Origin of the sequence: Uliginosibacterium gangwonense DSM 18521, assembly GCF_000373965.1 — a bacterium.
Classification (GTDB): Bacteria; Pseudomonadota; Gammaproteobacteria; order Burkholderiales; family Rhodocyclaceae; genus Uliginosibacterium; species Uliginosibacterium gangwonense.
This window is the reverse complement of sequence record NZ_KB892837.1, coordinates 44,908-66,788: the sequence shown is the minus strand read 5'-3', so window position 1 is coordinate 66,788 and position 21,881 is coordinate 44,908. Positions and strand designations below refer to the sequence as shown.

20 protein-coding genes are annotated in these 21,881 nt (G+C 55.8%); 6 read left to right on the top strand and 14 right to left on the bottom strand.

Translation table 11 applies throughout. The features are described 5' to 3' along the window. Positions 1 to 8: 8 nt before the first annotated feature. The 4 genes from glxR to B145_RS0106835 form a co-directional block, all read right to left on the bottom strand. The gene (glxR, locus tag B145_RS0106850) at positions 9 to 899 is read right to left on the bottom strand and encodes a 2-hydroxy-3-oxopropionate reductase (protein ID WP_018606150.1); all 891 of its coding nucleotides are present in this window, start codon (positions 897 to 899) and stop codon (positions 9 to 11) included. Between the two features lie 72 nt (positions 900 to 971). After that, positions 972 to 1,760 carry a 2-dehydro-3-deoxyglucarate aldolase gene (gene garL / locus B145_RS0106845; protein ID WP_018606148.1) on the bottom strand — a complete coding sequence of 263 codons (789 nt, stop codon included), beginning with the start codon at positions 1,758 to 1,760 and terminating at the stop codon, positions 972 to 974. A 25-nt stretch (positions 1,761 to 1,785) separates the two neighbouring features. Then, positions 1,786 to 3,135 (bottom strand): glucarate dehydratase, encoded by a 1,350-nt coding sequence (gene gudD / locus B145_RS0106840; protein ID WP_018606146.1) that lies wholly within the window; start codon positions 3,133 to 3,135, stop codon positions 1,786 to 1,788. A gap of 53 nt (positions 3,136 to 3,188) precedes the next feature. Beyond that, positions 3,189 to 4,595, bottom strand: coding sequence for an enolase C-terminal domain-like protein (locus tag B145_RS0106835; protein ID WP_018606144.1), 1,407 nt, complete (start codon positions 4,593 to 4,595; stop codon positions 3,189 to 3,191). Positions 4,596 to 4,786: 191 nt separating this feature from the next. Here B145_RS0106835 and B145_RS0106830 point away from each other — a divergent pair, with 191 nt between their 5' ends. Further along, complete coding sequence (locus B145_RS0106830) at positions 4,787 to 5,542, top strand: FadR/GntR family transcriptional regulator (protein ID WP_018606142.1); 756 nt, start codon at positions 4,787 to 4,789, stop codon at positions 5,540 to 5,542. An 18-nt stretch (positions 5,543 to 5,560) separates the two neighbouring features. Here B145_RS0106830 and B145_RS24680 read toward each other — a convergent pair whose 3' ends face one another. The 5 genes from B145_RS24680 to pgl form a co-directional block, all read right to left on the bottom strand. Further along, positions 5,561 to 6,913, bottom strand: coding sequence for a DUF3422 family protein (locus B145_RS24680; protein ID WP_083917650.1), 1,353 nt, complete (start codon positions 6,911 to 6,913; stop codon positions 5,561 to 5,563). 96 nt (positions 6,914 to 7,009) lie between these two features. Next, the gene (locus B145_RS24675) at positions 7,010 to 8,206 is read right to left on the bottom strand and encodes an AGE family epimerase/isomerase (protein WP_018606136.1); all 1,197 of its coding nucleotides are present in this window, start codon (positions 8,204 to 8,206) and stop codon (positions 7,010 to 7,012) included. Continuing rightward, positions 8,206 to 9,846: a glucose-6-phosphate isomerase gene (gene pgi, locus B145_RS0106815; protein WP_018606135.1), complete on the bottom strand. Its 1,641-nt coding sequence runs from the start codon at positions 9,844 to 9,846 to the stop codon at positions 8,206 to 8,208. The genes B145_RS24675 and pgi overlap by 1 nt, the downstream gene beginning before the upstream one ends. Positions 9,847 to 9,975: 129 nt before the next feature. Continuing rightward, positions 9,976 to 10,953, bottom strand: a complete 978-nt coding sequence (locus B145_RS0106810; protein WP_018606133.1) for a glucokinase — start codon at positions 10,951 to 10,953, stop codon at positions 9,976 to 9,978. Continuing rightward, positions 10,934 to 11,629, bottom strand: coding sequence for a 6-phosphogluconolactonase (gene pgl / locus B145_RS0106805; RefSeq protein WP_018606131.1), 696 nt, complete (start codon positions 11,627 to 11,629; stop codon positions 10,934 to 10,936). Before pgl ends, B145_RS0106810 begins: the two co-directional genes overlap by 20 nt. A gap of 214 nt (positions 11,630 to 11,843) precedes the next feature. Here pgl and edd point away from each other — a divergent pair, with 214 nt between their 5' ends. Further along, positions 11,844 to 13,667 carry a phosphogluconate dehydratase gene (edd, locus tag B145_RS0106800; protein WP_018606129.1) on the top strand — a complete coding sequence of 608 codons (1,824 nt, stop codon included), beginning with the start codon at positions 11,844 to 11,846 and terminating at the stop codon, positions 13,665 to 13,667. Positions 13,668 to 13,760: 93 nt separating this feature from the next. Here the strand turns inward: edd and B145_RS0106795 are convergent, their stop codons facing one another. Beyond that, positions 13,761 to 14,753 carry a M14 family metallopeptidase gene (locus tag B145_RS0106795; RefSeq protein WP_018606126.1) on the bottom strand — a complete coding sequence of 331 codons (993 nt, stop codon included), beginning with the start codon at positions 14,751 to 14,753 and terminating at the stop codon, positions 13,761 to 13,763. A gap of 133 nt (positions 14,754 to 14,886) precedes the next feature. Between B145_RS0106795 and B145_RS0106790 the strand changes: the two genes are divergently transcribed. Next, on the top strand, positions 14,887 to 15,114 hold the full coding sequence (locus B145_RS0106790; RefSeq protein ID WP_018606125.1) for a hypothetical protein: 228 nt from the start codon (positions 14,887 to 14,889) through the stop codon (positions 15,112 to 15,114). On the opposite strand, the gene B145_RS0106785 is transcribed toward B145_RS0106790, so the two are convergent. The 3 genes from B145_RS0106785 to B145_RS0106775 form a co-directional block, all read right to left on the bottom strand. Beyond that, on the bottom strand, positions 15,103 to 17,151 hold the full coding sequence (locus tag B145_RS0106785; RefSeq protein WP_026258896.1) for a YgiQ family radical SAM protein: 2,049 nt from the start codon (positions 17,149 to 17,151) through the stop codon (positions 15,103 to 15,105). The genes B145_RS0106790 and B145_RS0106785 overlap by 12 nt on opposite strands. Positions 17,152 to 17,294: 143 nt before the next feature. Continuing rightward, complete coding sequence (locus B145_RS0106780) at positions 17,295 to 17,507, bottom strand: hypothetical protein (RefSeq protein WP_018606121.1); 213 nt, start codon at positions 17,505 to 17,507, stop codon at positions 17,295 to 17,297. A gap of 24 nt (positions 17,508 to 17,531) precedes the next feature. Next, on the bottom strand, positions 17,532 to 18,110 hold the full coding sequence (locus tag B145_RS0106775) for a hypothetical protein (protein WP_018606120.1): 579 nt from the start codon (positions 18,108 to 18,110) through the stop codon (positions 17,532 to 17,534). Between the two features lie 543 nt (positions 18,111 to 18,653). On the opposite strand from B145_RS0106775, the gene B145_RS0106765 reads away from it, so the two are divergent. Continuing rightward, the gene (locus tag B145_RS0106765; protein ID WP_018606118.1) at positions 18,654 to 19,838 is read left to right on the top strand and encodes an acetylornithine transaminase; all 1,185 of its coding nucleotides are present in this window, start codon (positions 18,654 to 18,656) and stop codon (positions 19,836 to 19,838) included. A gap of 106 nt (positions 19,839 to 19,944) precedes the next feature. Continuing rightward, complete coding sequence (locus B145_RS0106760; protein ID WP_018606116.1) at positions 19,945 to 20,442, top strand: heme-degrading domain-containing protein; 498 nt, start codon at positions 19,945 to 19,947, stop codon at positions 20,440 to 20,442. 88 nt (positions 20,443 to 20,530) lie between these two features. Here the strand turns inward: B145_RS0106760 and B145_RS0106755 are convergent, their stop codons facing one another. After that, complete coding sequence (locus B145_RS0106755) at positions 20,531 to 21,154, bottom strand: c-type cytochrome (protein ID WP_018606114.1); 624 nt, start codon at positions 21,152 to 21,154, stop codon at positions 20,531 to 20,533. A 96-nt stretch (positions 21,155 to 21,250) separates the two neighbouring features. On the opposite strand from B145_RS0106755, the gene yihA reads away from it, so the two are divergent. Then, entirely contained in the window at positions 21,251 to 21,868 is a 618-nt protein-coding gene (gene yihA / locus B145_RS0106750) for a ribosome biogenesis GTP-binding protein YihA/YsxC (protein ID WP_018606112.1), read from the top strand. Positions 21,869 to 21,881 lie beyond the last annotated feature (13 nt).

Below are 21,881 nucleotides of genomic sequence, written 5' to 3'. Positions count from 1 at the left end.
GCTGTAGATCAGGATTTTTGGCCGATTTCGAAATTAGCCATCAATTCCAGGGCCTTGACCATGCCAGAGTGATCCCAAGCACTGCCGCCGTGGGCCGCACATGTATTGAATAGCTCTTGGCAAGTTGCCGTATTGGGCAGGGCGACACCGAGCTTACGGGCGGAACTTAATGCGAGGTTCAGGTCCTTCTGGTGCAATTCAATGCGGAAGCCCGGATCAAAAGTACGCTTGACCATGCGTTCGCCATGTACTTCCAGAATACGGGATGAAGCAAAACCACCCATCAATGCTTGGCGCACCTTTGCCGGATCCGCACCTGCCTTGGAGGCAAACAGCAGTGCCTCACCTACGGCTTCAATGGTCAATGCCACAATCATCTGGTTGGCTACCTTGGCGGTCTGCCCGTCACCATAACCGCCCACCAAGGTAATGTTTTTGCCCATGAGTTGGAATAGTGGCAGAACCTTGTTGAAGATCTCTTCCTTGCCACCCACCATGATCGAGAGGCTTCCCGCAACCGCTCCAACTTGGCCGCCGGACACTGGTGCGTCCAGATATTCGCAATCCAGTGCACAGATTTTCTTGGCAAATTCTTTGGTTTCGATTGGCGAAATCGAACTCATATCCACGACGATCTTGCCTTTGCTCAGGCCCGCGGCAATGCCGTTTTCGCCGAACAGTGCATCAGCAACGTGGGGAGTGTCTGGCACCATGATGAAGATGATTTCTGCATTTTGTGCGACTTCCGTGCCCGATTTGCAAGCTTTGCCGCCTTCGGCAATCAGTGATTCGGGAATCTTTGGAATGCTGTAAAGATGGACTTCATGGCCCGCTTTGATCAGGTGCCCTGCCATCGGCGTACCCATGATGCCCAGCCCAACAAAACCGATCTTGCTCATTTACGACTCTCCTAGTATTTTCAATGCAGCCTGTTTCAGGCTGCTAGAGGGAAGTTGATATATCTTATCGTGTTACAGATACTTGTCTCGCAATGCCTGCGTAGCACTGCGGAATACCCCTAAGTCGCTGCCGACGGCCACAAAACTGGCGCCCATTTCCAAGTAACTGCGGGCTTCTGCCTCCACTGGAGCCAGTATGCCGCTGGGCTTGCCTGCGGCTTTGGCACGGGCAAATACATGGGCAATCGCCTGTTGCACTTCAGGGTGCTGGGCATTACCCAAATGCCCCAAGCCTGCGGCCAGATCAGAGGGGCCGACGAAGAGACAGTCAACGCCGTCCACCGCTGCGATTGCGTCGATATTGGCGACCGCTGTACGATTTTCGATCTGCACCATTACCGCAATGTTTTCGTTGATGATCTGTTGGTAATTTTTCACGGTGCCATATCGGTTGCTGCGGTGTGCTACCGATACGCCTCGCACGCCTCCGCCAGGGTAGCGCGTAGCGGCTACGGCACGTAGTGCGTCTTCAGCCGACTCCACAAAGGGCACCAGGAAATTGTAGAAACCGATATCCAGCAAACGCTTGATCAGTACCGTGTCATTCCATGCCGGGCGTACAACGGGGGCGCTTGGACTATCCTTGAGCGCCATCAGTTGGGGGATGAAAGACAGTACATCGTTCGGCGCGTGCTCTCCGTCAAGCAAAATCCAGTCGAAGCCCGCTAGACCGAGAATCTCTGTGGTGATCGGGCTTCCCAGAGCGCTCCAGCAGCCGATCAGCTGTTTGCCCGCAAGCAGATCACGTTTGAACTGGTTTGGGAATGCCGTGTATGGCACTGGGTTTTGAGTATCATTCATAATGTATATCCTTAAGGCATGGCGCTCAGCGCACCAGACACGGACGTTTGTTGTTGAAGGTCCAGCCGGGGATCAGGAACTGCATGGCTGCTGCATCATCCCGGGCACCGAGCCCCATGTTTTTGTAAGCCTGATGTGCTTTTTCCAATTCGGCCATATCGATTTCCAAGCCCAGGCCGGGTTTGTTGGGTACACGGATCAGGCCGTCTTTGATCACATAAGGGTCTTTGGTCAGGCGTTGACCATCCTGCCAGATCCAATGTGTGTCGATAGCGGTGACTTTGCCCGGCGCTGCAGCACCCACGTGGGTGAACATTGCCAGCGATATGTCAAAGTGGTTGTTCGAGTGCGAACCCCAGGTCAAGCCGAACATCTGGCAAAGCTGAGCCACACGTACCGACCCTTGCATGGTCCAGAAATGCGGGTCGGCCAAGGGGATATCCACGGATTGCAGTTGTACCGAGTGGGCCATTTGGCGCCAGTCAGTGGCAATCATGTTGGTAGCGGTTGGCAGACCCGTGGCACGGCGGAACTCTGCCATGACTTCGCGGCCGGAGTAACCATTTTCAGCACCGGTAGGGTCTTCAGCATAGGCGAGTATGCCGTGCTTGTCGCGGCACAGTTCGATGGCTTCAGCAAGCGACCAGGCTCCGTTGGGGTCGAGGGTGATACGGGCCTGGGGGAAGCGTTCATGCAGTGCGATGATGGCTTCCATTTCCTCTGCGCCAGCCAGCACGCCACCCTTGAGCTTGAAATCATTGAAACCGTAGCGTTGGCGAGAGGCCTCAGCCAGACGTACTATTTTTTCTGGCGTCAGGGCTTCTTCGTTGCGCAGTTGGAACCATGCGTTATCAGCATTCGGTTCACTGCGGTAGTTCAGGGTGGTTTTGTTACGGTCGCCAACGTAAAAGAGGTAGCCGAGTATCTCCACCGCTTCACGTTGCATGCCTTCGCCTAATAGTGAGGCAACGGGCACGTTCATGAACTGACCAAGCAAGTCGAGCAGGGCGGATTCTACGGCGGTAACGGCATGGATCGTTGTGCGCAGATCGAAGGTTTGTAGACCGCGCCCGCCGGTATCACGATCGGCAAATGCCTTGCGCATGGCATTGAGAATATTGTTGTACTCGCCAAGCGTTTTGCCCACAATCAGGGGACGTGCATCTTCAATGGTCTGACGAATCTTTTCGCCGCCCGGCACTTCTCCCAAACCGGTATTACCAGCACTGTCGCGCAGAATAACAATATTGCGCGTGAAGTAAGGGCCGTGTGCGCCGGAGAGGTTGAGCAACATGCTGTCTTGTCCGGCAACCGGAACGACTTGCAACTCGGTGATGCGCGGTGCGCCGCTGACGCGGGTTTGTGTGGAATTCACTGTGTCCTCCTAGGCAATTATGTTGACGCCATACCAGCGTCATTTCCAGTTGCTTACTTGCGTCCGATGCTGGGTTGCTTGGGATCGTACTTCCAGCCTGGGGTCAGGTATTGCATCGCAATGGCATCGTCGCGTGCGTTGCTGCCCACCTTCTTGTACAGTTCATTGGCTGCCAGGATGCGATCCATGTCGGGTTCAACCCCCAAGCCAGGTTTCTCTGGCACCTGCACCAATCCGTTGATGATGCGCAACGGCTCACGGGTGAGGCGCTCCTGGCCTTCCTGCCAGATCCAATGTGTGTCAATGGCGGTAATCTCGCCTGGGGCTGCTGCCGCTGCGTGGGTGAACATGGCAAGCGAGACATCGAAATGGTTGTTCGAGTGAGATCCCCAGGTCAGTCCGAATTCGTCACACATCTGCGCCACACGTACAGAACCTTGCATGGTCCAGAAGTGTGGATCGGCCAGGGGAATGTCGACTGAATCCAGCTTGAGAGAGTGATTCAATTGGCGCCAGTCAGTGGCAACCATGTTGGTGGCAGTAGGAATGCCGGTGGCACGTTTGAATTCGGCCATGATTTCACGGCCGGAATAACCGGCTTCTGGCCCGCAAGGGTCTTCCGCATAGCTCAATACATGGTTCTGACCCTTGCACGCTGCAATTGCTTCTGCCAGCGACCATGCTGCATTGGGGTCCAATGTCACACGGGCATGGGGAAAGCAATTCTTGATGGCGGCCACAGCCTCAATTTCTTCTTCAGGCCGCATGACGCCGCCCTTGAGTTTGTAGTCGGTAAAACCGTAGTAGTCGGCGGAGGCTTCCGCCAGTCGTATGATGCCTTCTACGCTGGTTGCCTCTTCATGACGCAGGCGATACCACTCGTGACTGGCATTGCGATTTGCCAGATAGGGCAGGTCTGTCTTGGTGCGATCACCAATATAGAACAGATAGCTTAGCATGCGGACGGCATTGCGTTGCTTGCCCGTGCCAAGCAGCTCGCATACCGGTACGCCAAGGTGTTGGCCGAGCAAATCAAGCAGCGCTGCTTCAACGGCGGTGATCACGTTGTCCATGCGCAGGTTGATTTCATGCGGTTGCTTGAGTACGCGCGCTTCGGACTCGGAAGTCACCTTGTGCACGGTGGCCTGATTGGCTGCCCGGCCACTCACAAAAGTGCTGCGGATGCTGTTCAATATGCTGTTATAGCTGCCAATGGTCTTGCCAATCACCAGCTCGCGGGAGCGCTCCAGCGCCTGCCGAATACCTTCTCCGCCCGGCACTTCACCGATGCCAGTGTTGCCTGCGCTATCCTTCAACAATACGAGGTTGCGGGTAAAGTATGGGGCGTGCGCACCACAAAGGTTGAACAACATGCTGTCATGCCCGGCGACGGGAATAACTTGCATCTCTAGCACTGCCGGAGTATTAGCCCGGTTGGCGATGGTAGAATTGGCCTGCATTCGTGTCTCCTGCGCTGATGCGGAAGTTTTGTTCGTGAATGAAAGAACTTCTTCAGCGCAATGGTTATCGTTTTTTGCGACATGTTTGCCAGCGATTGATTGTTCTGACTCATATGTCGTCGTATGTCTTGGTATCCACTATAATCAGAGCGTCACTATTTGAAACTAAGCGTTTACCCTTATTTATCATTATGAATGACTCTCCAATTGTCACAGCGCGACGCAAGCCTGGGCGTAGTCTTGCCCAGGATCTTATGGACACACTGGCCGAGCAGATCCGCAATGGTGGCTATGAACCAGGGCAACGTTTGCCTACTGAGCCTGAGGTGATGGCCCAGCATGGTGTCAGCCGCACCGTGGTACGCGAAGCCATTTCCCGATTGCAGGCGGCAGGCTTGGTTGAAACACGACACGGTATCGGCTCCTTTGTATTGGCTCCTGTGCCTTCTGCGGGTGAGCTTTTGGCCGTGGTGACCTTGCGTGACGTATTGGATATGCTGGAATTGCGCATCAGTCTGGAGACCGAGGCGGCAGGGCTGGCAGCCTTGCGCCGCAAGGACGAGCACCTTGTGCAGATGCGCAATGCGGTCAATGAATTTGAGCAGGAGCTGATGCAAGGGGGAAAATCAGTTGAAGCTGATTTCCAGTTTCATTTACAGATTGCTTTGGCCACCCACAACAAGTACTTTGAGGATTTCTATCGCCACCTTGGCACAACTACAATTCCTCGCACCCGCCTGGATACGTCACAACTTTCCGAAGAACCCAGCAGCGATTACCTGACCCGTACCAACCGGGAGCATGCAGATATTCTGGATGCTATCGCTCGTCGGGAACCAGAGGCGGCTCGGGCGGCCATGCGCATGCATTTGACGAATAGCCGGGAACGGCTGCGTCGGGTCTATGAGCGAAACCAGAACGCAGCCCCCGCTACAGCAAATTCATAGGTCGTCGTACTTCTGGAACTAAAGGTGCTCGTTAAGTGCTCTGGAACTCAAGGAATGGCGCAGGCGGCGAACGCCAATCCAGGTAGCGATGGCAACGATCGGTATTGAAGCCGCGCTGACCAGTTCTGGATTGACCCCCAGGCCGAGGATTTTGAACCCTTTGGCAAGATAACCGATCAGCCCCATCAGGTAATAGGTGATGGCCACAGTTGAGAAGCCCTCAACTGCCTGTTGAAGCCTGAGCTGAGCGCTGGCGCGGCGGTTCAAAGATGCAAGAATGGCCGAGTTTTGCCGTTCCTGGCTGATGCTGACACGCGTTCGTAGTAGATCACTGGCGTGGGCGATACGATCGGCTAAGTGATTCTGGCGGATATCGACTGCGTGACAAAATTCAATTGCCGGGGCCAGACGGCGATCCATGAATTCGGCGATGGTAGGGTAGCCCTCAATACGTTGTTCCCGGATATCTGCAATGCGTGCCTGTACGATGTGCCAATAGGCCTGCACCGCAGCAAAACGATTTCCGCTGGCTTGGCTCATCGTTTCCACCCGTGCTGCCAGGGCGATGAGGTTCTGCATAAGCAGATGTTCTTCATCCGGGGTGGCGACTGATTCCATTTGCTGTGTCAGGCTACTGAGCGCAGCCTCGATCTCACGAATTTTGGGTTGATGAACTTGTGCGGTGGGAAAACCCAGCAGGGCGATCGTATGGTAGGTCTCAATTTCTACCAGACGCTGTGCCAAGCGCCCTGTTTGCATGTGCAACAGGTTCTTGTCCCGAACAAGAAAGCGCGAAAAACCATCCGCCTGGATGCGGAAGTCCGACCAAACTTCGGCTCTGGCCCCAACCGAAAGACTGCCGGAGATGACTTGTCCTGTGAAAAACTGGCGCAGCATCTCTTGATCGGTGGTTTGCCCATCATGTTTTTCAACATGCAGATGAGTCGCCACCATCAGTAGTCCGGCTAGCTGTTGTAGCCAGGATTGCGGAAGGTATCGGTGGGGAGGGTCAGAAAACGGCCCCTTGGGATTACTGGATCGGGCAAGGGTATAGCTGGAAAACTCGGTATGGTTTTCCCACTTGAGCTGGAAGTCACCAAAATCGTGGCTGAAATTCTGGTGTCCTTTTTCTGGCGGCGCCACACCAAAGTGCTGACAGAGCGAAGCCAACAGCGTGTGGTGACGCTCGATATCTGCGTCACAGAGGATCGCCAGATGAGAAACTTCAACTGGTGCCGCGATATCCATGAATGGGCGGGAGTGGATTTCGCTTGAAAGGCTGACGCGCCAGGGGTGGTTGAGGTCAAGCGTTGGGGCAGCTAGTGCATTGGCCTGGAGGACAGGGCGATTGACATCTGTAGGAGCTTGCACGATGAGTTCCCCCGTGATGGGTCGTGCACCGAGTCTAGCAAGACTTGTGCTTGCTGCTGAATCAGGATGTTTATGCCTCCATCAAATTGCCAGAAGCTATTCCTGATTCAGGCGGTTGATGACCTCGTTGCAGGCGTGGATGAGGTGGAAGTCGGTTTTCAGCGCCGACAGGCTACTGGCTGTGTAGTGCTTGTTGTCACGTGACAAGACACGATGCCAGGTCCCTTGCTGAGCGTTGAGGAAGTATTGCTGGCAGTATTTCCAGATGCGCTCATACCAGATCCAGTATTCCTCCTTGCCCTTGCGCATGGCAATCAGTGCTGCGGAAGCGATGGCTTCAGCCTGCACCCAGTAATACTTGTCCTGGTCGCAAATGGTTTTGTCCGGTGCAAAGGCAGCCTGAAGCCCGCCGAATTCTTCATCCCAGGCATTGTTGACGGCTTCGTCAAACAGCGCCTCGGCACGCAGAGCCAACCAAGGCAGATTGCGGTGGCGCTCCAGGATCAGGAGCAGGCGTGCCCATTGAACGTGATGCCCTGGTTGATAGCCCCAGGGGCGCTGCGCCAAGCCTTGGCGGTCCCGGTTATAGTTCCAGTCCGGCGTCCAATCAGCGTGGTAGTGCTCCCAGATCAGGCCGTTGGCGAGGGAGGCCCGCCCAACGGTGATGTTGTAGGCCAGTTCCTGGGCGCGTTCCAGATATGCATAGTCTGAGGTTGCCTCGTAGGCGGCCAAGAGTGCTTCGCAGGCATGCAGATTGGCATTCTGCCCACGATACGGGGAAACCTTCCAGTTGGCATCCGCATCGTCGGCATAGAGTCCAGCTGCAGCATCCCAGAAATGTTCATTCATCAGCTTGAACACATCTCGCAGAGGTTTGGCTGCTTCCTTGATACCCGCCTGGAGTGCTTGGGCGTAGGCTTGCAGCGTTAGCGCAAGGCCGTAGCAGTAAGTGGTGGCGTTGACGACTTCACGCGAACCATCCTGCCAGTTGATTTCCCAGGCATAGGTGCTGTTGCGTGGATCGCGGTGTGCCTGTTCAATGAAACGCAAACCATGCTCGGCGGCTTCTCGGTAGTGTACATCCTTGAACCAGCGCGCCGCTACCGCGTAGTTACAGACGAAACGGGCACTACTGGCAAGGTGACGGGCACGGGGATCAGCGATGGAGCCATCCTCGTTGAAGTGCTGGAAGAAACCGCCGCTGCGGTCGAGAGCCCGCGGATGGTAAAAACCCAGAGCATAACGAATCTGCTCCAGCAGGAACTCTCGACTACGAACGGCAGAAAGGATCATTAGGGCTTGGCGTTGCGCACGTAACGGATCAGGGCTTCGGTCGAGGCATCGTAGGCGGGCTCTGTAGCATTGCCACCCAGACGCTGCTCAATGCCGGTGGCCAATTGCTTGCCCAGCTCAACACCCCACTGGTCAAAGGAGTTTACCCCCCACACGGAACCTTGGACAAATACCTTGTGTTCGTACAGCGCAATCAAGGCGCCCAGCGAGCGTGGCGACAACTCATCAAGCAGCATGGTGCTACTGGGGCGGTTACCCTTGAAGACGCGGTGCGGCAAAAGTTCAGCGATCTGAGCTTCTGAGCTACCCTTGGCGCGCATTTCTGCTTGAACCTCAGCTTCCGTTTTGCCGTTCATGAGCGCTGAAGCTTGGGCCAGGCAACTGGCGATGAGCGTCTTGCGGTGCGGATCAACTTGGCCGGGTTGTGCCAGTGCCAGGATGAAGTCGACTGGGATCAGGTGGGTGCCTTGGTGCAGGAGCTGGAAATAGGCATGTTGGCCGTTGATGCCGGGCTCACCCCAGATGACCGGGCCGGTGGCGTACTCTACGCTGCTGCCATCTGCGCGTACCCCTTTGCCGTTGGATTCCATATCCAATTGTTGCAGGAAGGCCGGCAGGCGGTGCAGGGTTTGATTGTACGGAGCAATGACGTGGGAGCTGGAGCCCAGGAAGTCCACATACCAGACGCCCAACAGCCCCAGCAGCACTGGCAGATTTTGCGTCAGCGGGGCGGTTTGGAAGTGTTGGTCCATCTCGTAGGCGCCAGCCAGCAATTCATCAAAGCGATCCGGGCCGAAAGCTACAATGATGGGTAGGCCGATGGCGGACCACAGGGAGTAGCGACCGCCTACCCAATCCCAGAAGCCGAACATGTTGTCCAGATCGATACCGAACTCGGACACTTTCTCCTTGTTCGTCGATACAGCGACGAAATGACGGGCGATTGCAGACTTGTCACCCTTGGCGGCTTCCAGCAGCCATTCACGTGCAGAGCGGGCGTTGGTCAGGGTTTCAATCGTGGTGAAGGTCTTGGACGCAACGATGAACAGTGTGCGTTCCGGATCAAGTGACTTGAGCGTTTGCTTAAGATGCAGGCTGTCGACGTTGGAAACGAAGTGCAGACGGGGGCCATCGGCCAGGGGCTTGAGTGCTTCCACGACCATTAGCGGCCCAAGGTCTGAGCCACCGATACCGATGTTGACCACATCGGTAATCGTCTTGCCTGTGAAACCCAGCCATTCGCCGCTACGCACGCGCTTGGCGAATGCGTAGGTGCGGGCGCGGACTTCACGCACAGCGGGAATCACATCCTGACCATCCACCTTGACCGGGGTTTCGCCCAGATTACGCAATGCGGTGTGCAACACAGCACGCTTTTCGGTGTTGTTGATCTTCTCGCCCGCAAACATTGCCTTGATGTGATCCTGAACCTTGCAGTCTTCAGCCAGCTTGAAGAGTTGGGCCAGTACCTCGTCGGTGACGCGGTTCTTGGAGTAATCCAGATAGATGCCACAGGCCTTGGCCGTCAGGCGTTGGGCGCGGGTGGGGTCTTTCTGGAAGATGTCACGCAGATGGGTGGTCTTTAGCGCTTGGGCTTGGGTGCTCAAGGCGCTCCAGGCTGCAGAGGTGGTCGGGTTCATACTGGCTCCCAAAAGTGAATGGATAGAAAATGGATAAATATCTGAGTGGGCGTAATTATGTACTGGCTTTTGTGAAAGCGGCGACCTATTGGGTCGCCGTTTGCGTTAAGCACGGGAAATCTCCATGCTTCAATCAATTAGACCAGTCATGGCAGCGGCTGCACCCGTAAGGGCAGGGTAGGCGGCGGTAATGACATAGGTCGGGATTTTTTCCAGGTAACTGGAAAAACGTCCCTTGGCTTCAAAGCGTCTGCGGAAAGGGGAGGCTTCAAAAAAGTCACCAAAGCGTGGCACGATGCCCCCGCCGATGAAAATCCCACCCAGTGCGCCGAGCGTCAAAGCAAGATTGCCTGCCTCAGAGCCCAGCAGGGCACAAAACATGTTCAGGGTATCGGTACACAGCGCATCCTGCTTGCTGACGCCCAAAGAGGAAATCTCAGGGCTATCAATATTGCGCGCCTGAATCCCTCTGACTTCTGCCAAGGCCCGATACAGGGTTTTAAGTCCTGGGCCAGATAGAACCCGTTCGGCAGAACAGTGTGAGTGCGTTTTCAAAATCGCCGCAATCACGGCAAATTCTTCTTCCGTCTGGGCGGACAAGGTGACGTGGCCACCTTCCCCTTCCAGCGCAGAGTAGCGCCCCTTTTGCGGGATCAGGCCCGATACGCCCAAACCCGTGCCTGGGCCGATCACGCCGATAGCCGCCCCTTCTACGGCAGCACCTCGGCCAACCTGACGTTTTTCGGTGGAGGATAGATAGGGTAAAGAGAGCGCCAGTGCGGTGAAGTCGTTAACGAACGTCAGCCGTTCCAGGCCCAAGCGTTGGCGTACTGCTTCTGTAGAGAAGGCCCAATCGTTATTGGTGAGGCTGATGGCATCTCCAGTCACCGGATTGGCAATACCCATTGCCGCATTTTTCGGGGCGGGTACGGCTTCCAGTTTCAGATAAGCTTCCATCGCCTCTGCGATGCCTGGGTAATCAGCACAGGGCAGGGTTCGGATATGGGTGATGGCTGCCCCAGGTGTCAGCACCATGGCAAAACGGGCGTTGGTGCCCCCAATGTCGCCAACCAGGCGGGGGTAAGTATCAGCGTGTCCAGAAGACATGTTTGGATTCACAAGGAGTATTTAACATCAGGCCAATGGGCAACTCATGGGAAGGTTGGGCAACCGCCTGCCCGAGCACGCCCCATTTGGATTCACCTGTAATATGTAGCAGCATGCTCCGGCAGGCAGCCAAGCGAGGTGCCGTCAGGGTAATGCGTTCAATTACCGGCGCTTTGCCTTCTACCGCAATGCAGGCCCGATTTGTTGCGTCACCAAGCGCTGCTTGTAGTTGCGGACTATCCGGGAAGAAAGAGGCGGTGTGCCCATCCTCCCCCATGCCCAGCACGACAACATCAAGTGTTTGAGGTAATTCCGCCAGATCTTGGGCAACAAGCAAAGCGGTTTCTGCACAGGAAGAGGCTGGTTTGAACAGGGGAATGAAGCGGGCCTTGGCGGCTTCCCCCTGAAGCAGATTTGCCCTCACGGTGCGAGCATTGCTATACGGGCTGTCTTCATCCACCCAACGCTCGTCCACCAACGTAACCAGCACGTTCGACCAGTCCAGCTTCTCTGCGGCCAGACGACGGAAAAAACCAGCGGGAGTTTTACCGCCTGACAGAGCCAGAGAGGCAGAACCCCTAGCCTGGAGGGCTTCCCTCAGACGACTGGCGACGAAGCAGGCAAGCGCTTGATCAAGTTGCGGCGCATCCCAAAATGTGTGTAAGGTCAGATCCATTCAAGACATATCTGCAAAGACTGCATTCAGTGTTGCCACCTATGCGGGTTTAAGTATGTATTTCGAACTAATTGAGTGGAGTATAAGTAAGAAAACTACACTAATGCAAGTAACCCGGCATCCAGACAGACCCTGATAGCGTTGCCACAGAAAGCAGAACGCGATCTTTCCAGATAGAATGTAATCCAACCCCCTTTAAAAAATGAGGTAGAAAATGGCTTTGAATCCAGTTGTTGCCGAAGTAACCCAGCGCATTATCGAACGTAGCAAAGCAAGCCGCTCACGCTATCTCGCACGCCTGGATGCAGCAGTGCCCGGCTCCCCCTATCGTGGGCAGCTCTCCTGTACCAATCTGGCACACGGTTTTGCGGCCAGTGAGCCAGAAGACAAGCTGCGTATCAAGTCTGTCAAGGCTCCCAACATCGGGATTGTGACGGCCTATAACGACATGCTGTCGGCGCATCAGCCCTATGGCGCCTACCCGGAAATCATCAAGGCTGCAGCTCGTGAACAAGGTGCTACGGCGCAGGTGGCTGCCGGCGTGCCTGCCATGTGTGATGGCATCACCCAGGGGCAGAGTGGGATGGAACTGTCCTTGTTCTCCCGCGATGTGATTGCCATGGCAACTGCCGTTGGCCTCTCGCACAACATGTTTGATGCAGGGCTGTGTCTGGGGATCTGCGACAAGATCGTTCCCGGGCTCCTGATGGGCGCTTTGCGCTTTGGGCATCTTCCCTTTGTGTTTGTGCCTGCCGGGCCGATGCCAAGCGGGATCTCCAACGACCAGAAAGCCAAGGTTCGCCAGAAATATGCGGCAGGTGAGGTGGGTAAGGATGCTTTGCTGGAAAGTGAAGCCCAGTCCTACCACGCGGCAGGCACCTGTACCTTCTATGGCACGGCGAACAGCAACCAGATGCTGATGGAGATGATGGGCCTGCATCTGCCGGGCGCCGCCTTCGTGCCCCCAGGGGCGGATCTGCGCAAGGAACTGACCCGTGCAGCCGTGCAACGTGTGTTGAAGCTGGTTGCAGGCGGGGCTGAATTCTCGCCGGTCGGCCGCGTGGTGGATGAACGCGCCGTGGTCAACGGCATCGTCGGCCTGCTGGCAACCGGCGGCTCGACCAACCATACGATGCACTTGGTGGCGATTGCCCGCATGGCAGGGATCATGATTGACTGGAGCGATTTCGAGGCGCTCTCAAAAGTTGTTCCCCTCCTGACGCGTGTGTACCCGAATGGGCCTGCCGATGTGAATGAATTCCACGCCGCTGGTGGCATGGGTTTCCTGATTCGTGAGTTGCTCTCGGTCGGCCTGGTGCATGACGATGTGCTGACGGTGGCTGGCCGTGGTTTGGCTACTTACGCAACGCAACCGGTGCTTGCCGAGTCGGGCACGGTAAGCTGGGTTCCTGCCCGCGCAGAAAGTGGTAATCCCGCCGTGGTGGGCACAGCACAGAAGCCATTCAGCCCGGATGGTGGGCTGCGCCTGCTCACAGGCAATATCGGGCGTGCCGTGATCAAGATCTCTGCCGTCAAACTGGATCACCATATTGTGCGTGCCCCTGCCGTGGTTTTCGATAGCCAGAACGCCTTGATCGCTGCTGAGCGTGCAGGCGAGTTGAACAAGGATTTCGTGGCGGTGGTGCGCTTCCAGGGTCCTCGTGCGATCGGTATGCCGGAACTCCACAAACTCACACCGACGCTGGCAAACCTGCAGGACAAAGGCTTCAAGGTGGCCCTGCTGACCGATGGGCGCATGTCTGGCGCATCTGGCAAGGTGCCTGCCGCTATCCATGTGAGCCCTGAAGCTGTGTCAGGTGGCGTGATCGCCAAGATCCGCACGGGTGACATGATTGAACTGAATGCGGACACAGGTAGCTTGCGTGTTGAGCTGACCGACGCTGAGCTTGCCGCCCGCGAGGTGACTCCATTCAACAATCAGGCGCAGTTTGGTATGGGCCGTGAGTTGTTTGGCGTCTTCCGCAACGCGGTGTGCGACGCAGAGCAGGGGGCAATGGTGTTCGGGTTTGAAGACTGATTGATGCAGCACAGGCTTACAGATTTGTGAGCCGGTTTGCATGAAAAGAGGGCGATGCGCACATACTGCACATCGCCCTTATAGTTTGAACTATCAGCGGGCCGAAGCAGGCACGCCGTCTACAGTACGATCACTCAACTCTGCAAAGTAGAACCACTCATTGCCGGGCAGTGAGTTCGGGTTGGGGAACAGGATGAAGCCGTCTCTGGGGGCGGTAACTGTACTTCCATCATGGCGGGTGCCGATCACATCACCTGACTTCAAGCGATCAAAACTTGCCCACGGATGGGTAAAGGCGTCGTCCGGGTGATTGCGGTCGATGACTTCGCAGATGCGCAATACTTCAAGATCAGTACGGCCTGCGGGCGCAGGCAAGGGGGCGAGCCCCAGGTGCGCGAGGGTATTGCGAATCGCTTGGTATGCCACTTCAGGTGCTTCAGGTGCTTCATGCTGACCACATTCCAGGGTGATGGCATAGCCACCGCGTGAGCGCATGTATTCGGTAGTGCCTACACCATATGCGGGGTCGGTGCTGAGCATGTTGGCGCGTTCCGAGGCGGAAGCGTTGGCAGTACGTTTTTTGACGCCACGTGCATAGGTGTCCAGCCAGCCTTCAACAATGCGCCGTGGCCCGAGGCGTGTGGCCAGCGCTTCTTCTTCTGTGGCTCGGGAGAAAGGCTCCAGATCACCTTGGTTGTTATTCGGCCCCAGCATGGCAAAAGCCTCTCCTCCTGTGTGGAAGGAGTGTAGATCAAGCAGAACGTCATGTCGTTCCAGCAAGGGGCACAGTGCGTTGCCGAGCTTGTCCTCAAAATCCTGCGGAACCCCGGTGGTGCGCAGATTGCGGTTGAGGTTGCGGTCGCCTGCGCGTTGTTGGCGGATGTAGGCCAGGGGGTTGGTGATGGGCACAAAGGTCACCGTACCACGTTCTAAGCGCAGCGCGCCGCTGTCGATTTCTGCGCAAATCCGTTCGATGGCCCGACTGCCGCAGATTTCGTTGCCGTGAACTGCGCCCAATACCAACAGGCGCGGGCCATGGGTAAAACCGTGGTAGGTGATGGTCTTGATGCTGGAAGGTGTGCTCATGAAATCCAAACCTGCTGATTGACTGGCGAAAGCCCGAGTCTACACAACAATTGCTACTTCGTGCCGCTGATGCCCTGGAGAGCTGCTTCCTACTCTGGCAAAATGAACGCGTTATGTATGCAGGAGACTCAAAATGAGCGCCTGGAGTTGTCCCCATGATCTGAATGGCGTCTGCCAGAAGGTGCTGGGCGCCGTGTGCGACCCTGGCATGCGCGGCTGCGAGTTGGAAGGGCGCTTTCGTTTTGCGAATGCCGATAAAAATGAGCCCCGCAAGCCGGTGCGGGCTGAGGTGACAAAAGAAGCGCCTACTCAGCCAAAGACCAACACAGCACCCACACCCAAGCGCCGTTTACCGTTTTGAAGGCTTGCCTGCCAAGCCTTTGTGGGACTTGGCCTGATTTGCCCTGTTGTGCTGTGGGCGGACGCTTGGGGTATGTGTTGCCGTACTCCCCCAGGGAACAAGATGCTTGGGGCCATTGCCGATCAGGTCTCTGCGCCCTATCTGGGTGAGGAACTCCCGGATCAACTCAAAATTCTCCGGGTCGTGGTAACGCAGCAGGGCTTTGTGTAGACGCCGTTGTTTGGCCTGACGTGGTGTGTCGACATCTTCAGAATCCTTGGCAACTCGGCGCAAGGGGTTTTTGCGCGAGTAATACATGGTTGTTGCCATGGCCATCGGGGTTGGCGTGAAGGTCTGAACCTGATCAGGGCGGAAGTTGTTGGCCTTCAGCCAGAGTGCCAGATTGAGCATGTCTTCATCTGCAGTCCCAGGGTGGGCCGCAATGAAGTAGGGTACAAGGTGCTGGACCTTGCCTGCTTCGTTTGAATATTTTTCAAACATCTTGCGGAAACGCTCAAAGCTACTGATCCCCGGCTTCATCATCTTGGACAGCGGGCCTTCCTCCGTATGTTCAGGCGCTATCTTGAGCAGGCCACTCACATGATGGGTGACCAGTTCCTTCACATATTCCGGGGAACGCACTGCCAAGTCATAGCGCAAGCCCGAGCCAATGGTGATCTTCTTGACGCCGGGAATGGCGCGGGCCTTGCGATACAGCGAAATCAACGAACTGTGATCGGTGTTGAGGTTCTCGCAGATATCCGGGTAGACGCATGAGAGTTTGCGACAGGAAGTCTCGATTGCCTTGCTCTTGCACGCCATGCGGTACATGTTGGCCGTGGGGCCGCCCAGGTCCGAGATATGCCCCTTGAAGTCCGGTATCTTGTCGCGGATCTCTTCAATCTCTTTGAGAATGGATGCGTGCGATCTGCTCTGGATGATGCGGCCCTCATGCTCGGTAATGGAGCAGAAGGTGCAGCCGCCGAAGCAGCCGCGCATGATGTTGATCGAGAAACGAATCATCTCCCACGCCGGGATACGCGCCTGCCCATAAGATGGATGCGGCGCACGGGCAAATGGACAGGCGTAGACATAGTCCATCTCCTCCGTGCTCAGTGGAATCGGCGGTGGGTTGAGCCACACATCCCGCTCGCCATGCGCCTGCCGCAAGGCTCGGGCGTTGCCAGGATTAGATTCCAGGTGAAATACCCGCGAATTGTGGGCATAAAGTACCTTGTCCTCAGACACGGCCTCGTAGGCTTGTAGACGTACCACTGTTTTCGCACGTTGTGCCTTGCGGGCAGCAACACGTGCGGCGGCGGGAATGATCTGGACAGGGGTATCCCCTGGCTTATCCCCCTTTTCCGGGGTCATGGCATAGGGATCGGGATGAGGCTCGACTGCGCCCGGGCGATCCAGGCTGAGGGAGTCAACTTCATGCCAATCTTCGGCAGGCAGCCAGTCCCGCTTGACCATGAAAGCCGTGCCGCGCAGGTCACGAATCTGGCTGATGGATTCCCCGGCTGCCATCCGGTGGGAGAGTGCCAGCAAAGCGCGTTCGGCATTGCCAAAGATCAGCATGTCTGCTTTGGAGTCCGGGAGTACCGAACGACGAACCTTGTCACTCCAGTAATCGTACTGGGCGATTCTACGCAGGGAAGCTTCAATGCTGCCAAGGATGACCGGAGTACCCGGAAAAGCCTCGCGGGCGCGTTGCGCGTAGACGGTCACAGCCCGGTCCGGGCGCTTACCGGCCAAGCCGCCTGCGGTATAGGCATCGTCTGAGCGTGGCTTACGATCCGCTGTGTAGTGGTTGATCAGCGAATCCATGTTTCCTGCGGTAACGCCAAAATACAGATTGGGCCGCCCCAGCGCACGGAAAGCTTCGGCGCTGTGCCAATCCGGCTGGCTGATAATGCCTACGCGGAAGCCTTGTGCCTCCAACAAACGTCCGACCAAGGCCATCCCAAAGCTGGGGTGGTCTATGTAGGCGTCCCCAGTGACCAGAATGATGTCGCATGAATCCCACCCCAGTTTGTCCATTTCCTTGCGGGACATGGGGAGGAAGGGGGCAGACGAGAGATCGGCGCGAAAGCGCGGCCAATCCATGATGGGGCGGGGATCTGTTTGCATGACGGCGCGAATTCTACAGGTAGCGCCCCTGGTTTGCTGAAATCCTTACAACGAATCTACAGATTGATTCAGATGTGTCCCCAGTTTGAATCCTTCCACATTACAGAGAAGATCATCTGCCAAGGCGCGGACTCTGTTGCGGTACTGGCCGCTTGACTGACTTCAGCGAAGACACGCTCAGACATCTGGGCGATTTGCTCAACGCTTTGTGCCACGCTGGTATTGGCCTTGGATTGCTCCCTCAATGCGGCCGTGATGTCATTGATAGATTCCAGAACCATCGTCGAACTGGATACCACTTGCCCTTATGGGAGTGAGGAGGATTGCGGGGAATTCCGGTTGGAAAAGTTGAAATCCCTGTCTTGCAGCCAGTGGGCGTGTTTTTTCAACACTGCATCATTAATACCTAATTTTGGCACATGCCATATGTCAAGCACGGCATGTTGGGCGGCATCAAGAAGCACCGACAGGAATTGCTCCCGCTCATGGGGAACATGCGTGGAGAAAGACATTTCCGTCACAATGGCGGTGTCTTTGATGCATTCCATCTCAACGACCCGGATGCGCTGCATGAATAATGCAGCAAGCGCCCAGCCTTGGTGGTATTGAGGCCGGAGCGGGAGCGCCAGTACAACCAGAATGTCATCCCGGCCACCCAAGCCATGTTTGCCTGCCAGACTGGTGGCCTGCGCAAGCTGCCATGTTGTTTTCGCCAGACCGGTGCGGAAGGGGCATGTGCCTCGGTTGTGCCATTGCTCATATTCAAGCTTGAGCAAGGGTTCTGGAGGTAATTGCACATGTGGGCGGGTGCCGCAGCGCAATTGCGTCGTCTGGCGCGCCCATCCGCCTGGGTATTCTGCCCAATCCCGATCATCCTCTGCCACGGCAAATTTTCTCCACCAACAAGTAAGCGGGCTTTTCGCCAGAGATGTGCAGTGCGGGTGAAACCTTGCAGTCCCTTGCGAACCGAGTTTCAAAACTGTTGGGCCATAAGAGGAAATCAAACTTCACCATGTTCGGCCCAATGATCATGGGACTCTGATCTCTAATGCTAAGTCAGTGATCAATTTATGCCTTTCGGCGTATTTTGCTACAGTGCCCATTTTTTTGTATCAGAATTTATCAACAACCGCCGAACGGCACTTTCTTGAGAATGCTATCAAACGATTGGCGTAGTACTTTAATCGCAGTAGATTGCCGTTTGATAACGGAAAAGGGATTGATGCACTGCCGCATCTATGCCATATTCTTCCTTATGAAACTTTTCTCCATTTTTGCATTGCGACGCCGCCCTTGTCTGAAGCCACAAGGGCGTTCGTGCATGTCTGGAGAATGGCGCTAAAGATCAATTGATTAGGCGCCACGCCAAAAGGCCACGAGTAGCTCTCGTGGCCTTTTTTCTTTTGTGTGTCCAGGAAAGGGTCAGCATGAAATTCAATTTGAAGGAAACCCACGCACTGATGGAAATTACGGCGCGTCCGGATCTGGTTTTTGTGGCAGGGCATGGAAGCTGGTTACAGGATGGGGACGGCAAGTCCTATCTGGATTTTGTGCAAGGTTGGGCGGTGAACTGCCTGGGGCATTCGCCTCAGGTGGTGCAAAAGGCACTGGCGGAACAGGCCCAGCAATTGGTGAATCCCAGCCCCGCTTTCTTCAACCTACCTTCGATGAAACTTGCGCAAATGCTGGTGGAACATTCGGTCTTTGACCGCGTGTTTTTCTGCAATACGGGGGCAGAAGCCAACGAGGGGGCGATCAAGCTGGCACGTAAGTGGGGGCGCAAAAACCGCTCAGGTGCGCACGAGATCATCACTTTCGTCAATGGATTCCATGGCCGAACGCTGGCGACCATGGCAGCCTCCGGCAAAGCAGGTTGGGACCAACTCTTTTCGCCAAAGGTGCCGGGGTTTCCCAAGGCAATTTATAACGACTTGGAGTCTGTGGAAGCCTTGATCGGCCCACAAACTGTTGCCGTGATGCTGGAACCCATTCAAGGCGAAGCGGGGGTGATTCCCGCCACGCCAGCGTTTCTGCAAGGCCTACGTCGCCTGACACAAGAGCATGGCATCCTTTTGATTATGGATGAGGTACAAACCGGCATGGGGCGTTGCGGTACGCTCTTCTACCATGAACAGGCTGGCATTGAGCCAGACATCATGAGTCTGGCCAAGGGGATTGGTGCAGGCGTTCCACTGGCCGCTTTGTTGGCCAAGAAAGAGGTCTGCTGCTTTGAACACGGCGACCAAGGGGGAACCTACAACGGTAATCCTTTAATGACGGCTGTCGGAGTGGCAGTGTTGGAGCAATTGCTTACACCGGGATTTCTTGAGTGTGTGCGTGAGCGCGCAATCCAGCTCTCCAATGGCCTTCAGGTGTTGGCTCAACACCATGGCTTGCCCGGGGAGCGCGGGGTAGGGTTGTTGCGTGCGTTGATGCTATCCGATGCTTCAGGCGGCAGCATCGTCAAGAAAGCGCGAGAATTGCACCCGGAGGGGCTGCTATTGAATTCTCCTCGGGAAAATCTGCTGCGGTTTATGCCCGCATTGAATGTGAGCGCAGCGGAAATCGATAAAATGCTGGAGATGTTGGATGGGCTATTGAGCCACCGCTAATATGTGTGTTGGTGCTGTTTCGTAGGGGCGCCGATTTTTTTGCTTTGTACGCGCGCCCCTCAAGTCAGTCAATCATCGGTAGATGGAGAAAGGGAACAGAAGAGCCATGTCGATTCAAAGCGATCTTGAAATGCTTGCCAAGCAGGAGGCCTTGCTCCAGTTTGACAAATTCGATGCATCAACAGCCTGGGATCTGGGGTGTGCCCTCAGAGCCGTAGCGGAGGCCAAGAGTGCAGTGGTTGCAGTTCATATCCAGCTCGGAGAGGTCTCGGTGTTCTCGTTCTCCATGGTGGGGACTACACCGGACAATAATGAATGGCTACGCCGTAAGCGCAATGTGGTGCAACGGTTCTACCGTAGTTCATACGCGGTAGGTCTGGGGTTGCAGCAACGGGAAACGTCCTTGCTGGAGCGCTATGGCCTGAGCGTGACTGATTACGCAGCGCATGGCGGCTGTTTCCCCATCCGGGTAAAAGGGGTAGGGGTGGTGGGTAGCATTGGCCTGTCTGGCTTGGCTCAACGGGATGACCATGAAATGCTGGTTGAGGCGATTGCCCGTTATCTCAAACTGCCTTATGAGGACGTTCGCCTGCCTGCCGAATAAATCCCGGCAACTAAATGGACGCTGCGTGGAAACCACGCCCAGCTTTATTTTGTAGGGCGTGGTTGCTTTGGGTTGTTGGCAGAGATGCTCAGCGCAAACCGGCAACGTAATCCGCTACAGCCTGGATTTCCGTGTCCGTCAGGTGAGAGGCAACTGCGCGCATCATTCCATTCGGGTCATTGGCCCGTTCGCCAAGGCGGAAACTCTTCAGTTGGGTTTCCACATAGCCTGACAGTTGCCCTTGCAGGCGGGGATACTGACCAGGGATGCCCAAGCCACTGGGGCCGTGGCAGCCACCACATGCGGGCAATCCTCTACTGGCATCGCCTGCACGCCACAGCTTTTGGCCCACCGTCACGGTTTTCATGTTCTTGGCCGTGTCGGGTTTGAGCTTTTGCTGTGAGAAGTAAGCAGCAAGTCCTTTGATGTCTTCTTCCGTCAAAGGTGTGGCCATGCCCAGCATGATCGGATTGTTACGCTCGGCTGGCTTGCCATTGGCAGCCTTGAAGTTATGTAACTGCTTGGTGATGTATTCCTGGTGCTGCCCCGCCAGCTTGGGATACATTGGGTTGACGCTGTTGCCGTCAGCCGTGTGGCAGGCTGCGCAGACTTGTTCAGCAGTCTGTTTGGCTTTGGCTGGGTCGATTTTTGCGACCTCAGCGTGAGCAGCGGTGATTGTCAGGGTAAGTAGTGCAAAAGTGCGCGCAATCATTGTCACCTCTATTTGGGGTGTGGCGTTCTCGAATCCTGATATTCTATACCACCCTATCAATTGGCGGGCAGTCGTCGCCACATTCTAATTACATCCATGCCACTGTTTCGTAACGCCCAATTTGAAATCTCGATTGCCAAACCTCAAGATCTGCCTCCACCCAGAGGGGCTGAGATCGCTTTTGCTGGCCGCTCCAATGCGGGAAAGTCGAGTGCGATCAATACGCTTGTGGGGCATACCCGGCTGGCTTTTGTCAGTAAAACCCCAGGGCGCACCCAGCTGATCAATATTTTCCGCATGACCAATGGAGCCGCCCTGGTCGATTTGCCTGGCTATGGTTACGCCCAGGTGCCCGAGGCTATCCGCAAGCAATGGGTTCGTTTGCTGGAGCAATACCTGACGCAACGTAAAAACCTGATTGGTCTGGTGCTGATCATGGATTCGCGTCGGCCGCTGACAAAACTGGATTGCCAGATGCTCGACTGGTTTGCACCTTCGGGTAGGCCCATCCATGTATTGCTGACCAAAAGCGACAAGCTGACCCGTAGTGAAGGCGCCCAAACCCTTGCCCAGACCAAGAAGGCTTTGCCCGCCTGGGGCGATAACATCACCGTGCAGCTGTTCTCTAGCCTGAAAAAGATCGGCGCAGACGAGGCCGAGCAGGTGGTGGGGAGCTGGCTGGATGACGAGAACCGGGTTATTTTCCCGGACTGAAAAAAATAAAACC